Origin of the sequence: Moraxella haemolytica (assembly GCF_030177935.1) — a bacterium.
GTDB classification, from domain to species: Bacteria; Pseudomonadota; Gammaproteobacteria; order Pseudomonadales; family Moraxellaceae; genus Moraxella; species Moraxella haemolytica.
This window is the reverse complement of sequence record NZ_CP089974.1, coordinates 222,333-237,365: the sequence shown is the minus strand read 5'-3', so window position 1 is coordinate 237,365 and position 15,033 is coordinate 222,333. Positions and strand designations below refer to the sequence as shown.

General features: G+C 42.3%; 14 protein-coding genes and 1 pseudogene. 7 read left to right on the top strand and 8 right to left on the bottom strand.

Features of this window, described 5'->3' with window-relative positions:
- Positions 1-402 precede the first annotated feature (402 nt).
- Complete coding sequence (locus LU276_RS01020; protein WP_284673854.1) at positions 403-741, top strand: hypothetical protein; 339 nt, start codon at positions 403-405, stop codon at positions 739-741.
- Between the two features lie 62 nt (positions 742-803).
- Here LU276_RS01020 and lysM read toward each other — a convergent pair whose 3' ends face one another.
- From lysM to LU276_RS00995, 5 genes are all read right to left on the bottom strand, one after another.
- Positions 804-1,286, bottom strand: coding sequence for a peptidoglycan-binding protein LysM (gene lysM, locus LU276_RS01015; protein ID WP_284673853.1), 483 nt, complete (start codon positions 1,284-1,286; stop codon positions 804-806).
- Between the two features lie 322 nt (positions 1,287-1,608).
- Positions 1,609-1,881, bottom strand: a complete 273-nt coding sequence (locus LU276_RS01010) for a hypothetical protein (RefSeq protein WP_284673852.1) — start codon at positions 1,879-1,881, stop codon at positions 1,609-1,611.
- Between the two features lie 192 nt (positions 1,882-2,073).
- The gene (gene secA, locus LU276_RS01005; protein ID WP_284673851.1) at positions 2,074-4,872 is read right to left on the bottom strand and encodes a preprotein translocase subunit SecA; all 2,799 of its coding nucleotides are present in this window, start codon (positions 4,870-4,872) and stop codon (positions 2,074-2,076) included.
- Between the two features lie 160 nt (positions 4,873-5,032).
- A complete protein-coding gene (hemL, locus tag LU276_RS01000; protein WP_284673850.1) occupies positions 5,033-6,328 on the bottom strand; it encodes a glutamate-1-semialdehyde 2,1-aminomutase in 1,296 nt (431 codons plus the stop codon).
- 70 nt (positions 6,329-6,398) lie between these two features.
- Positions 6,399-6,737 carry a zinc ribbon domain-containing protein YjdM gene (locus LU276_RS00995; protein WP_284673849.1) on the bottom strand — a complete coding sequence of 113 codons (339 nt, stop codon included), beginning with the start codon at positions 6,735-6,737 and terminating at the stop codon, positions 6,399-6,401.
- Positions 6,738-6,856: 119 nt separating this feature from the next.
- Between LU276_RS00995 and ygfZ the strand changes: the two genes are divergently transcribed.
- Positions 6,857-7,639 (top strand): CAF17-like 4Fe-4S cluster assembly/insertion protein YgfZ, encoded by a 783-nt coding sequence (gene ygfZ, locus LU276_RS00990; RefSeq protein ID WP_418001270.1) that lies wholly within the window; start codon positions 6,857-6,859, stop codon positions 7,637-7,639.
- Positions 7,632-8,966 (top strand): D-amino acid dehydrogenase, encoded by a 1,335-nt coding sequence (locus tag LU276_RS00985; protein WP_284673848.1) that lies wholly within the window; start codon positions 7,632-7,634, stop codon positions 8,964-8,966. Before ygfZ ends, LU276_RS00985 begins: the two co-directional genes overlap by 8 nt.
- A gap of 57 nt (positions 8,967-9,023) precedes the next feature.
- Here LU276_RS00985 and dtd read toward each other — a convergent pair whose 3' ends face one another.
- Positions 9,024-9,476 carry a D-aminoacyl-tRNA deacylase gene (dtd, locus tag LU276_RS00980; RefSeq protein WP_284673847.1) on the bottom strand — a complete coding sequence of 151 codons (453 nt, stop codon included), beginning with the start codon at positions 9,474-9,476 and terminating at the stop codon, positions 9,024-9,026.
- A gap of 150 nt (positions 9,477-9,626) precedes the next feature.
- Here dtd and asd point away from each other — a divergent pair, with 150 nt between their 5' ends.
- Positions 9,627-10,466 (top strand): archaetidylserine decarboxylase, encoded by an 840-nt coding sequence (asd, locus tag LU276_RS00975; RefSeq protein WP_284673846.1) that lies wholly within the window; start codon positions 9,627-9,629, stop codon positions 10,464-10,466.
- Between the two features lie 135 nt (positions 10,467-10,601).
- Here the strand turns inward: asd and LU276_RS00970 are convergent, their stop codons facing one another.
- Complete coding sequence (locus LU276_RS00970; RefSeq protein ID WP_284673845.1) at positions 10,602-12,146, bottom strand: peptide MFS transporter; 1,545 nt, start codon at positions 12,144-12,146, stop codon at positions 10,602-10,604.
- A gap of 488 nt (positions 12,147-12,634) precedes the next feature.
- Positions 12,635-12,760 (bottom strand): hypothetical protein, encoded by a 126-nt coding sequence (locus tag LU276_RS00965; RefSeq protein ID WP_284673844.1) that lies wholly within the window; start codon positions 12,758-12,760, stop codon positions 12,635-12,637.
- Positions 12,761-13,867: 1,107 nt separating this feature from the next.
- On the opposite strand from LU276_RS00965, the pseudogene LU276_RS00960 reads away from it, so the two are divergent.
- The 3 genes and pseudogenes from LU276_RS00960 to LU276_RS00950 form a co-directional block, all read left to right on the top strand.
- Positions 13,868-14,155, top strand: a pseudogene (locus LU276_RS00960) (transposase); the annotation flags it as partial.
- A 32-nt stretch (positions 14,156-14,187) separates the two neighbouring features.
- On the top strand, positions 14,188-14,514 hold the full coding sequence (locus LU276_RS00955; RefSeq protein WP_284673842.1) for an IS3 family transposase: 327 nt from the start codon (positions 14,188-14,190) through the stop codon (positions 14,512-14,514).
- Positions 14,475-14,987 (top strand): IS3 family transposase, encoded by a 513-nt coding sequence (locus tag LU276_RS00950; RefSeq protein WP_284673841.1) that lies wholly within the window; start codon positions 14,475-14,477, stop codon positions 14,985-14,987. Before LU276_RS00955 ends, LU276_RS00950 begins: the two co-directional genes overlap by 40 nt.
- Positions 14,988-15,033 lie beyond the last annotated feature (46 nt).

Sequence of the window (15,033 nt, the reverse complement as noted above, 5' to 3'; positions counted from 1 at the left end):
CCACAGGGCAAAGAAAGGATGAATTTCTACTATCTTGCAGACCGATAAGTCCAAGCAATGTTAAAAAACGCACAAGCAAACGGTAATTTGTTCATGGTTTGATAACAAACGGAGCTGTTGAGTGAGCTACGCCGACTTTTATTGAATTGTTCAATAATTATCAATCAATAACTATTGTTTATAAAATAAATAACTTCTTGAATAATAAGTTATTAAAAATCAATTTGAGTATATTACCCTAAAATGAGCATTTTGCCAACTGCTTTTTATCTATTTTTAACAATTATTGAATACATGATTTCCATTTTAAATGCCAGATTAAGGTCAAAGAATACCCACTATTTCATCATACTCCCAGCTAATCATGCTACAATAAACCCATCTAGTTGCTCATCAGACCTTATGATAAGATATCTATCACTGCTTGCCATCTGCCTGTCCATGCACACATTCGCCCTGCCGATTTATTATAGCATTGGCACGCATGGCGAGCCTCGTTATAGTCAGCTACCGCCACAAGGTAGCTTTCAGGTTCTGCACTTTCATCACAAGACCCCAATCACTCACGACCCCATCAAACAGCAACAATGCCAGACCCTGCGTGATAACTTAGCTGCACTTAGTGCCAATGGTGTAATATACGAGATTGACGCTAAAGGCAGTCGCCACGAGATGACTGCCAAACAAATACATGACAGAAAAACCCAAACAGAACAAGCATTACAAGCTCACTGCCAATAATAAAAACCGCTCACAATACTCATAAAAAAGACCGTTCTATAACGGTCTTTTTAATCTACGACTTATGCAGGAATACGAAGCACCTGACCAACATAAATTTTATCAGGATGCGTAAGTAGTGGGCGATTTGCCTCAAAGATTTTATTGTATTCATTGGCATTGCCGTACATTTCTTTGGCGATTTTAGATAGTGTATCGCCAGATTGTACGGTATAAAAACGAGACTCAGGCTCTGGCGTTGCCACAGTCAGCTGGTCGTCCACTTGTGCAACATGCTGTACATTACCTGCTGCTAGCACTGCTTTTTCACGATCGGCTTGTGATGCCGCCTCACCTGTCAGTACCACCGTGTCAGTATCGCCATTGTAGCTGACCTTTAGGGCGTTAATATTAGCATTGGCTTGTATGCGAGCAAGTAGCAAGTTAGCAATTTCTTGTGCGGTTGGTTCGGTGGTCACTGGTGTAGCATCAGTAGATATTTGTTCTTGTTTATTGCGATTAAAAATCTTGTCGCCGATTTCTTTGGCAAAACTAAAAATACTCATGATAAAACTCCCATTTATTGATAAGACCACTGATAAATTCCAAACTTAAAGCAGTCTAAATTAAAATTATCTATCTATCAGTCAAAAAAGACTGTCAGCAAGAATTACACTGTCATCTTAACTCAATTTCATCACATAAATCACCAAGTTTTGCTATGAAATTGTTATAAAATGTATTTGAGCTTACCTCACGGTGTCCATCATGGTAAAAACTAATATGTATTTGCCATTAAAAACACCCCAAAGGTTAGTTTAGCATCTAACTTTTGGGGTGTGTTTTACAACAAACAGTCTTTTGGTTTTATTAAGTCAATCTCACTGCTTACCGAATCAGCTCCGATGGGATTTCCCCATCCACTGATTCTATGATTTCCTGCTCCATCTCATCTTGATCGGTCATTGTTAATGCTTGGTTGTTCGTATCAATATCTACGGTCTCATCATCAGTAGCAGGTCGTACAGTCGGCTCGGCAGGCTCGGCAGACATTGGCACAACCTCCATCATTTCTGCTTTTTCTATCGGCGATTCTTCTGTTTTTGAACAGGCACTCACCATAACCACCAAACTTAATACCGCATAAACAAACTTTTGCATCACCCTCTCCAAAACCAATCGCTATCATCACTAAGGTGTCTATTTTATGATATCATAGCCCATATGGAAAGATGGCTTTTATTATTTAAATCAGCACATCAAAAAATAAAAACCAGACAGGCGAATACCCGTCTATTTATGGGTAATCAAAAAGATTGTAACCATCATTCCAAACGCCCTTTTTACAGCCCATTAAGAAATCTTGCCATGGCACTGCTTATATTTTAGACCGCTGCCACACGGACAAGGTGCATTACGGTTGATGTTTGGCGGAATGATGACATCTTCATCTGCCATACGCTCTGCTTGGGTTTCATCAATGGCAGTAGGCGTATGCACAAAGGTGATATTTTGAGTAAAGACAGGCTGTCCTTCATTAGATACATTGCGTGCCGTCTCATCACTCGCACCCGCCACTTCGTGTTCAAACTGCATTCGCATCTGTTCAATTTGTCGGCGGCGTTCTTCTTCTAAAGCAGCCAATTCTTCTGGTGTTGGCACATGGATGCGAGCCAAGTCCTGCACCACATCTGATTTAATCGCACCAAGCATGGATTGAAATAACTCAAAAGACTCACGCTTATACTCTTGTTCTGGATTCTTTTGAGCATAACTACGAAGATGAATGCCCTTACGCAACTGATCCATCTGGGTAAGATGCTCCTTCCAATGGCGGTCAAGGCTTTGTAGCATAAAATGACGCTCAAGCTGAACCGCACTGTCCTCACCCATCTGAGCTCTTCTGTCCTCATAGCGAGCGATTGCCGTCTCCACCACTTTTTGACGCAAACCCTCTTCATCAAGACGGCGGTCAGCATCAAGCCAATCATTGATTGGCATATAAAAACGAAATGCGTCTTCAATCTCATCTTCTAACCCATCAATATTCCACTGGTCATCAACCGAGCCAGGTGGCACAAACTGTGCAATCAAAGCATTGTATACCTCATGGTGCATCTCTTTGATGGATTCTTTTAGATTGGCTTGACCAAGTAAATCATCACGCTGCGAGTAAATAACTTTACGCTGTTCATTGGCAACATCATCGTATTTGAGTAGGTTTTTTCTGGCATCAAAGTCTCGTGCCTCAACCTTGCCCTGAGCACCCTCAATGGAACGAGAAACCATCTTATGCTCAATCGCTTCATCCTCTTTTAGACCCATCGCACGGAACATATTAACCACACGCTCGCCTGCAAAAATACGCATCAAGTCATCTTCTAAAGATAGGAAAAACCTTGACTGACCAGGGTCGCCCTGACGACCAGCACGACCACGCAACTGGTTATCAATACGGCGAGATTCGTGGCGTTCTGAACCGATGATATGCAGACCGCCTGCTGCTTTCACCTGCTCGTTCTTAATCTGCCAGTCAGCTTGTAGCTCAGCTTTTTGATTCTCAGTCAATTCGTGTAGATTTTCAACCTGAGCTTGCCAGTTGCCACCCAAAATGATATCCGTACCACGACCTGCCATGTTGGTGGCGATGGTAACAGCACGGGGTCTGCCTGCTTGAGCGATAATTTCCGCTTCTCGTTCGTGTTGCTTGGCATTTAAGACATTATGGACAATGCCTGCTTGATCAAGTAGATGTGATAGCTCTTCAGATGCTTCAATGGTCGCCGTACCTACCAGTACCGGAGCACCTTTGGCAGTGATTTGCTGAATCTCTTTGATGATGCCTTGATATTTGCCCAGTTTGGTTAAGAAAATTTGGTCATCCATGTCAATACGAGCAATCGGACGATGCGTTGGAATGATGACCACATCCAAATCATAAGTAGACTTAAATTCTGCCGCTTCGGTATCTGCCGTACCTGTCATGCCTGATAGTTTGTCATATAGACGGAAGTAATTTTGGAAAGTGGTGGTTGCCATCGTCTGGTTTTCAGCTTGTATTTCAACCCCTTCTTTGGCTTCTACCGCTTGATGCAGACCTTCGCTCCAACGACGCCCTGGCATGGTACGGCCTGTATTTTCATCAACAATGATGACCTCACCTTCATGGACAATGTAGTGAATATTTTTGATGAAAATATGGTGTGCTCTGATGGCAGCTTGTACATGAGCCAATAGCGGTAGGCGAGCAGGACTATACAAACTTTCTTTTTCGCCAAGCTCACCCACCTCTATTAAAAATTTCTCTATCTTCTCGTAGCCTTTTTCGCTAATCTCAATGGCACGGTTTTTCTCATCAATCCAAAAATCACCATCTTTATTCTCCTTGTTCGCCTCTTCATCTTCTGAGCGTATCAAGCGTGGCACGATGGTGTTGATTAGTGAGTACAGCTCGGCAGAATCTTCTGCCTGACCTGAGATAATCAGTGGTGTGCGAGCCTCGTCAATCAAAATACTATCAATCTCATCAATGATACAGTAGTTCAAAGGACGCTGCTTTTTCTCATCAAGGCTAAATACCATGTTATCACGCAGATAATCAAAGCCGTATTCGTTGTTTGTGCCATAAGTGATGTCAGCACGATAGGCGTCAAACTTCTCATGTGGCGGCTGCTGACTATAAATCACGCCAACCGTTAGCCCCAAGAAATTAAATAACGGGCGATTTAGCTCCGCATCACGGCTTGCCAAGTAGTCATTAACCGTAACAACATGCACGCCTTTACCGCTGATGGCATTGATGTACATGGCTAGCGTACCCATCAGGGTTTTACCCTCACCTGTCTTCATCTCAGCGATTTTGCCCTCATGGAGTGTGATGCCACCAATGAGCTGTACATCATAATGACGCATACCATTGACTCGTTTAGATGCTTCACGACACACCGCAAACGCCTCTGGTAGTAGCTTGTCTAAACTTTCACCGTTAGCATGACGCTCTTTAAACTCGGTGGTTTTTTGGCGTAATTCATCATCAGATAACGCAGAAATACTAGGCTCTAGGGCGTTGATTGTCGCCACAATCTTACGCATACGCTTTAGTTCACGCTCATTTTTAGTACCGATAACACTACCAATAATTTTACTTAACATGGTTAATCTTTCCAAATTGCATAGGGCAAAATTTTTTTATAATAATGATTGATGGTTATTGATGATAAAAAATCAAGGGAGACTCTACATACATCCATCAGATATAAGTCTCATTTTATCATTGATAAACCACCAGACTGCTTGACTTGGTAGCTCATTCTTAACCTGATGCCAATTCACCAAACGCCCTGTCAGCACATTCAATGGTTCGGTCTAAATCCTCATAAGTATGAGCAGATGACATGAACGACGCCTCAAAAGCAGATGGAGCAAGATACACACCCTGCTTGAGCATGGCGTGAAAAAACTGATTAAACCGCTTGGTATCTGCACCTGCCACATCGTTAAAATTCTTTGGCAAGGTATCATTAAAGAACATACCAAACATACCGCCTACCGAACAAGTAGTAAAGACAACGCCATGTTTGTCTGCTTTTTCTTGCAAGCCCTTTAGTAGATACTTGGTTTTAGAGGTCAGTTCTTCATAGAAGTTTGGGCAAACAAGCTCATCAAACATCGCCTTGCCTGCACGCATGGCAAGTGGGTTTCCAGAGAGCGTACCTGCTTGATATACTCCACCCAAAGGGGCGATATGTTCCATAATCTCACGCTTTCCGCCGAATGCTCCAACAGGCAGACCTGCTCCGATGATTTTGCCAAAGGTGGTCAAATCAGGCGTAATGCCAAAATGATGACTTGCCCCTTTTAATCCCACACGAAAACCTGTCATAACCTCATCAAAAATCAATACCACACCATGCTCATCGCACAGCTGACGCAAGGCATCATGAAACTCTTGAGATGGAATGACCATGTTCATATTGCCTGCAATCGGCTCTAAAATAACGCAGGCAAACTCGCCACCAAACTTTGCAAAGGCTTGTTTTAATGCCACTACATCATTATAGGGCAAGGTAACGGTATGCTTAGCAAAATCGGCAGGCACACCCTTTGATGTCGGTTCGCCAATATCTAGCATACCAGAACCAGCCTTTACCAGCAGGCTATCAGAATGACCATGATAACAGCCTTCAAATTTAACGATTTTATCTCGCCCTGTATAGCCACGAGCCAGACGAATGGCACTCATGGTTGCTTCTGTGCCAGATGACACCATGCGAATCAGTTCAATGTGCGGAATTAACTCACAAATCAAATCCGCCATTGTCGTCTCAAACGGCGTTGGTGCACCAAACGACAAGCCATCAGCAGCAGCCATTTTAACCGCTTCAATGACGCTATCATGAGCATGACCCAAAATCATAGGTCCCCATGAACCAACATAATCTATGTAGGGCTTATCTTCGGTGTCATAGATATACGCCCCTTTTGCACGACTGATAAAAACAGGCGTACCCCCCACACCAGTAAAGGCACGAACAGGAGAATTAACCCCCCCTGGGATATGGCGTTTGGCTTTTTCAAATAATATTTGGTCGGCAGTTACTTGAGTCATTGCGTCTCCTTATGGCTGATTCAACTTCCACGAGTGAATTTCTAAGGCGATATAAAATAATGGTTAGGCATTAAGCCTTTTTTACGACAGATGATTTTAATTTCATCGCCCCAAAGCCATCAACCTTACAATCAATGTCATGGTCATCAGGTGCATCATAAATCAGGCGAATGGATTTAACTTTCGTACCAACCTTAATTGGCGTGGACGAACCTTTAACCTTCAAATCCTTAATCACAGTTACGCTATCGCCATCAGCAAGCACATTACCCACCGCATCTTTGATGGTAGGTACATCAGCTTGTAACTCCCCTGCGATCCACTCGTGGCTACACATTGGACAAATCAACAGCTCTCCATCGGCATAGGTATAATCTTCATTGCATTTTGGGCAGGTAGGTAGGCTCATCGTCATTCCTAAATCATCATAAAAAAATAATCGTTTAGTATAGCAGACTTTAGCGGTTTTTTGTTAATACAAAATGTTAATCTTAACCTAAAAATGCTACAATAATAAGCACAAAAACCATGATTTTAATATTTTCCAATTTTCATCATCGCAGAAATAACACCATGACAACCACACATTTTCAAGCAATCACCCTAGCAGGTCAAGATGCCGCTAAATTCCTACAAGGTCAACTGACCGTCAATGTTGATACGCTAAGCAAGGCATACCAAGCTTGTGCCATCAGCGATCTCAAGGGGAGAGTCAGGTTTGGACTGTGGGTCGCTCGCACCAGTGATGACACCTTTACGCTCATCACTGGTGCTGATTGTATGGAAGATTTGGTTGCCCATATCAACAAATACGGCGTCTTCTCCAAATTTACCACAACCAAGCCCATCGCCATTTATCCTGCCATCATAGACAATTTACCAACCTTTGATGACAATCCATCTTGCGCCGACTTTGATGCTTGGGCAAGCTTGAGCATCAAAACAGGCAACTACTGGATAACCACCTTTACCCAAGGGCTGTTTCAACCCCAAGAGCTTCGCCTGCATCAGCGCGGGGGAGTGGACTATGATAAAGGTTGCTACTTAGGACAAGAAATCATCGCTCGACTGTACTTTAAAGCCAGCCCTAAGGTATACCTACACCGTGTGCTACTAACAGCTAACACCCTAGACAACACAACAAACACAGTGATATCTGGTGAAAAAATCGGCAAAGTACACATCGTTAATGGCATTGCGGTAGATGGCGGTTACGACTGCCTAGTCATCGGTACACCAACAGATGTTGCCCAGGCAGGGCAACTGCTCGACCTGCCCAAGCCACTCACAGGTGGTGTATCTCGTGGCTAATGCCCATCAGACAGCCAAACCCAGTGTTACGGTACTCGGGGCAGGCGTTACAGGCGTTGCAAGTGCATGGTATCTGTTAGAGGCGGGTTTTGATGTTACAGTCATTGACCGTCAAAGTCAGCCTGCAATGGAGACGAGTTTTGCCAATGGAGGGCAAATTTCAGTGTGCCATGCAACTCCTTGGGCAAACCCTAACACTCCAATAAAAGCACTAAAATGGCTTAGCAAACCAAACGCACCGCTATTATATCGACTAAATACCAATGCTGAACAGCTACGCTTTATCTGGCGATTTTTGCAAGAATGTCGTGCCAGCCGTGCCGATGCCAACTTACAGCAAATGGTCAAATTGGGGCTATATTCTAGACGCACTCTAAAAGAGCTGATGGCAAACCTACCACTAGATTTTGAACAACGGTTGCAGGGCATCATGCATTTTTATACCAGTGTCAGCGAATACCAATCCGCCATCGCTCCCACCAAACGCATGCAAACACTAGGCTGTCATCGCACACTCATCTCGCCCAATGAAGCGGTCGCTCTAGAACCTTCCTTGTCCGCACTGGGCAGTACCCTTGTTGGAGCGACTTATACAGATGCCGATCTGTCTGCCAATGCCCATATTTTTACCAATAAGCTTGCCAGCTATTGTCAAAGTCGTGGCGTAACTTTTCTTTATGACACCCACATTGACAACATCGCTTTAGATGACAAACACGTCAGCCACATCACAATTCGCCAAGGCATCACCCAACAGACCCATCAAAGCGACCACTATGTTATATGTCTGGCAAGCTATGGTAAACGCCTACTTGACCCAATTGGCGTACACCTGCCCATTTTTCCTGCTAAGGGTTATTCAGCGACTTATTCGGTGCGTGATGGCACTCGAGTGCCACAGATTAGTCTAATTGATGATGAATACAAACTGGTGATGAGTCGCTTTACTACTTATGAGCGTGATGTTTTGCGTGTGGCAGGCACGGCAGAGTTTAATGGCTATAATACCGACCTTGACCCGACTCGCTGTCAGGCACTAACTCAGCGAGTACAAGCACTGTTTGGTGATGCCCTAAACTATGACGAGCCGAACTATTGGGCGGGTCTGCGTCCGATGACCCCATCAAATGTGCCACTGATTGGGCGTGCTTATTTGGGCAATGTTTGGCACGGCAGGACTTCTGATAATCTGATTGATAATCTGTGGCTAAACACAGGGCATGGCACACTTGGCTTTACCCATGCGTGCGGTTCAGCAAGGGCGTTATCGCACTTAATGACAGGGCAAACACCGCCTGTAGATTTTGCTTTTGTCGGTCATAAATAGCACAAACAACCAAAACAATGACAGCTAAGCGAATTGGGGCGAGACAAACCAAAGAGACTACACTTCCAACAAAAAGTTAATTGGCCCATCATTGATGCTACTGACCGCCATCATTGCCCCAAATTCGCCAGTTTGGACATTAGGGTAAACCGATCTGGTATAATCCACCAATTGTTCAAATAATGCTTTTGCATCACTTGGCGGCATGGCAGGAGCAAAATCAGGACGGCGACCCTTATCCGTCTTAGCCATCAGCGTAAATTGCGAAACCAGCAATAAACCACCTTGAACATCAGATACGGATTTATCCATTTTGCCCAATTTGTCAGCTTCGGTGGTATTTTCAAAAATTCGATAGGTCAAAATCTTATCAATGAGCTTGCGTGCTGTCTCATCATCATCTTCTTTGCCAATACCGATATAGGCAAGCACGCCAGCATCAATTTTACCGATGATTTGACCATCTACCGCCACATGAGCAGACTTGACTCGTTGAATTAAGGCTTTCATGTTTTCACCTTGTCAGTTAAAAATATTTGGTTAAGCAATCATTGACACTGATAGGCATACCTAGACGCTTAGCTTGGTGTGATACAAATAAAAATATCCATTATAGCAAATATCGGTTAAAATAAAACAATTTAACCAGTTGGAAATACCATGAACCTATTTACGATTGCCCAAAACATCGTCCCACAACAAACATTATCTAAAGTAGCAGGTCATCTTGCCAAAAGCGACAACCCCATCATCAAAAAAGCCTTTGTGCATGGCTTTGCCCGTGCTTATGGTATTGATTTGGCAGAATACGAGCGTGGCAGTCTTGATGATTATGATAGCTTCAACGACTTTTTTACTCGTGAATTAAAGGCAGGTGCTCGTCTCATAGACAGCACACCAGATGGCATTGCTTGCCCTGCTGACGGCAAAATCAGCCAGATTGGAGCCATCAAACATGGTCAGCTGATTCAAGCTAAGGGGCGTGATTATGATGTCGGTCAGTTATTGGCAGATTTTGAAGTAGGCAAGGCGTTTACCGATGGCTCGTTTGCCACCATTTATCTTGCCCCAACGAACTATCACCGTGTGCATATGCCTTTTGATGGTCGACTAGTCGCCACACGCTATGTGCCAGGAACACTGTTTTCGGTCAATAACACCACCGCCTTACATGTACCCGACCTATTTGCTCGCAATGAACGCTTGGTGTGTGAATTTGAGACCAAATTTGGGCGTGCATTCGTCGTGTTGGTTGGAGCGATGATTGTTGCAGGGATTAGCTCAGTAGCAACAGGCGACATCAAACGCACGCCTTATATTCAGCACCGCACACATGACATCGCCCTAAAAAAAGGCGATGAACTTGGACGATTCTACTTGGGTTCTACCGCCATCATCGTCTTACCAAAGTCTGCCCATGCCGTATGGGGCGATGAATTCATTCATAGGTCGGTCGTAAAAATGGGGCAAAAGATTGGGCGGGTGAACAGCTTATACTAGTTTTATTATCTTTTTTTGCTGTCTTCATCTTAACCATATAAGATGATAAATCCCACAAGTATTTATTAATAATACTTAATCAATATAACACCAGTATTAATCAAAAAATCCGCCTTCAGGCGGATTTTTAATATTTTATATTTCTACATTATTATCAGCTTCTTTCAACATTCGTGCTACAGGACGACTCACCGCTATTAAAATTACGCCACACACCACTAAGAAAATGGTCAGTGTGGTGAATAGTTTTGGCAAGTTTTCAATCGTATCTGCCGATACCGAGCCACCAGAGAATGATGCCACAAGACTGCCCAATGCAATAGATGCAAAAAATAATCCCATCACCACACCCTGCATACGGTCGGGAGCAAGTTTGGTCATGCTAGATAGTCCCGCAGGACTTAACATAAGCTCACCAATTGTCAATAAAAACAAGCTACCTACAAGCCACCAAGGCGATGCTAAGCCACCGTTATTCACCACGCCTTGACTGGCAATAATCATTAGGACAAAACCTGCAGCGGCAAAAAACATACCTAAGGCAAACTTAACCATGCTGTTAGGCTGGATTTTTTTGGCAGCAAGTCTTACCCACATGATACTCACAATCGGTGCAAATACCAAAATAAACAAAGAGTTTAACGACTGAAACCATACAGTAGGAATCTTCATGCCAAAAGCATTTAAATCAGTATAACGCTCAGCAAATAAATTAAAAGAGGTTGGCTGTTGCTCAAAACTTGACCAAAAAAAGGTTGAACCAACCACAAGCAAAAAGCACACAAGCAATCGTAATTTTTCAGGTTTGGTAAAAACTGGCGACACAAAACAATAGGCAAAATAAAGGCTTACCGACCCTGCAATCACATAGGTCATAACAGATGCAATCAAAACAGGATTTAGCGTTATCACACCCATCATCACCAGTATGATAAATGCTGATAAAGCAATGACGCCAACCCCAACAAATTTACCAACATTGGCTCGCACCTGCTTGGGCTGCTCCCAACTGGCGGCTGTATTTTTAGCGTTAGCAAATTCGGTGAGATTTTTTTTACCAAAAAGTTTATAAATTGCCAAAGAGATCAGCATGCCCACACCGCCCACTGTAAAGCCTGCGTGCCACATTTGTTGCTCTTTAAAAATCCCTGTAATTAAAGGTGCTAAGAACGCCCCTAAATTAATTCCCATATAAAATAGTGTAAAGCCTGCATCACGCCTAGCGTCATTTTTATCATATAATGCCCCAACCATGACTGAAATACATGTTTTAAATAATCCTGAGCCAATGACTAAAAGCACAAGCCCCAAAAAGAAAAACTGAATAGACAAAAATGCTGACATACCAATGGACAAATGCCCTAACGCAATGATGATACTCCCCCACCACAACGCTCGCTCCTGCCCAAGCCAATTATCGGCAAGCCAGCCTCCTAAAATCGGCATCAAATACATTGACCCAGCAAAAATACCATAAATCGATGACGCATTGGCATCGTCAATACCCAAGCCACCTTGTGCAATGGCCGCCGTCATAAACAATACAAGAAGCGGACGAATACCATAATAAGAAAAACGCTCCCACATCTCAGTGAAAAATAAAGAACGCAAGGGTTTTGGGTGCCCCATAAAGGCGATGTCAAGCGTTTTAAAATCGCTTGATTTAGAATTTTCATTCATAAATTGTTTATCCCTAAATCAGTTGGTGAATTACAAGCACGCAAGGTGCAAAAGAATGCCAGACATTGTATCATAATCCAAAATAAAATCTGTAACTCCTTTTTATTTTTATAAAAATTTGGTGATGGTTATCGGCTTACTTTTGTATAACTATTTGCATTAAATCCTTAATAATCTTGGGTATAACAGCTTTAAAATCCGGTCTTGGCAGATGAAGCGAACTGCCTAATTTACGATAACAATGCAATTTTGACTCCAACAAACACTTTTTGTCACAATTAAATCTTAACATGCCGTCAAGATTGTATTTATACATCAAAACCATCCTCAGTCAATCTTACTAATGCTTTGACAAGCTGATAATCTTGCTGTATTTTTTATGATGTTTTGATGGAAACTTGCACTTGATTAATCATTGCATCAGCAAAGCTAACATTATCGTATTTATCTATCGGTTATTCATCATTCGCTCAATCTCATCATTTAGCCTAGCGGTGGCAATGAACAATAAAAGTATGATTATCAAAGTCAGTAACTTTTGCCATTTTGTTAATAAAAGCAAGGGCGTCATAATCTAAGGATACCGCCAAACCATCCATCAATTTATTATCCATCACTGTCGTTGCCAATGAATTTTAAGTTATCATCATTGGAGAATGCCCATGCTAGACCCACCAGATTGTTATTCTGCTAGCAAATGATGGCACTCAAGTTACATCTTATTAATTTTTCTAGTTTAGTCAGGCTAAATAACAAAAAAGCCTAAATCTTTTGATTTAGGCTTTTTAAGATTTGGAGCGGGAAACGAGATTCGAACTCGCGACCCCAACCTTGGCAATGTCAGCCACCTAAATTATATAAACCTATATTATATGTAAAGCTAGTATTTTAAAGGCTTTTGATGGAATTTTTTTAATATATTTTCATTTACTAATACATAATTTATTTAATTTTGTGTCGTTGCAGACACCCTAAATTTAGGGTAAAATTATACCAACCTAATTTTAATTGCACACAAAAAATAAAATCCGCTAACAAAAAAACGCACGTCAAATTGATAATTGTCCACGACAATCTGATAGTCCATCAACATGCAAAAAAGTGCTATCAATTTGTATTGAAAATTCTGCCAATCTACCACTCTCCACCTCTGACACTTCCTATATCGAAGTAGTTCACCGAGAGAGTCGCTATTACTTCTATACCAATTTTTCATCCTGCCTAAAAATAAAGAATGGGGATAAAATCTATGTCAAGGAAGTAACGCTTAGCGATAACGAAGTCAATAAGAAGGCTTGGAATCATTTGTTTGACGTGTTTCTTGTGTCAAATGTTAGTTTGCACATCTTCCCAAAATTACTGTCCGAATGCCCCTCTAGTACAGTTATTGATATACTCGGTGGCAAGCCCACCATTCAAAAAATTTTAACCAAAAAATATTAGCAGGAAAAGCTGGGATTACTATCTAGCCAAAGCCCCAAAGAACATCCCCATGCCCACCTTTGCTGATCTTATTGAGGAGAGTCTACATGGATGAGCATGATATCCGATTAGCATTGGCTCATTTATTGCCCAATAACAATAGTCACGCTTACTTATTACGGGAATATTTTTTGGCACTTGCCTCCCTGACTAATGTCGAATTCATGGGGATTTGCATCCCCCTTAAGAATGATAACCCCATAAGAGGTTATATTACCCCAAACTAGGAGTAATCTCTCATGACAAAACAGCGTAAGCAGTACAGCACCGAATTTAAACTAGAAATGGTAAAACTCATTGAAGAGCAGAATCAGCGTGTTGTTGATGTTGCTAAGCAATATGATATCGGTAAATCTACTTTAGAAAACTGGCTTAAACGTTATCGTCTTGAACTTCAAGGCAAGCCATTAGCCACAGGTCATGCTCTAACACCAGAACAACGAGAGCTTGAACGACTTCGTAAAGAAAATACCCAGCTAAGACTTGAGCGAGATATTTTAAAAAAGGCATCCGCTCTATTGGCTCAAGACAACTTACTATCCCGCTAATAGAGCAATTGATGGGGCAATACAGCATCAGTAAAGCAAAGCTGTGTCAGTTATTTGGTATTTACCGAAGTACTTATTATGCCAAGCAAAGAATCAGATTGCCAACACGCAAAGAGATTGAGCTACGCTTATGGGTAAAACAAGCCTTTGATTGCTCTAAAGGATCGGCAGGATCTAGAAGTATTGCTGCTATGGTCAGTCGTGCTCATCAGATTAAACTAACACGCTATAAAGCGCGTCAATTAATGAGAGCACAAGGACTCATCAGTCGCCAAAGCATCAAGCATCGCACTATCGTATGGCTGATCAAGCACATACAGTGCATGACAACTTGCTAAAACGACAGTTTGCACCAGCTGCACCCAATCAAGTGTGGGTATCGGATGTGACGTATATTCACAACAAAGCAGGATTTTGTTATTTGGCAATGGTGATGGATTTATATGCCAGACACATCATTGGCTTTGCCATGAGTGATCGTCCAAACATTGAGCTGACCACTAAAGCATTGGCTATGGCTTATACCATACGCTTTCAACCAACTGGTGTGTTATTTCATTCAGATCAAGGAACGCATTACACCAGTCGAACCTTTGCCGATGCTATTGCCAGATGTAAGATGACACACAGTATGAGTAGAAAAGGCAATTGCTGGGATAATGCACCAACAGAACGTTTCTTTCGAAGTTTTAAAACCGAATGGATGCCAAAACATGGCTATGAGAACATTCATGAAGCAAAAGTAGATTCGGCAAGTTATATCCATGGCTATTACAGTCAAATCAGACCCACAGCTTTAATAACTACCTAAGCCCTGTCGAAAAAGAACGACAGTTTTTTAACAAAACCTTCTTAGA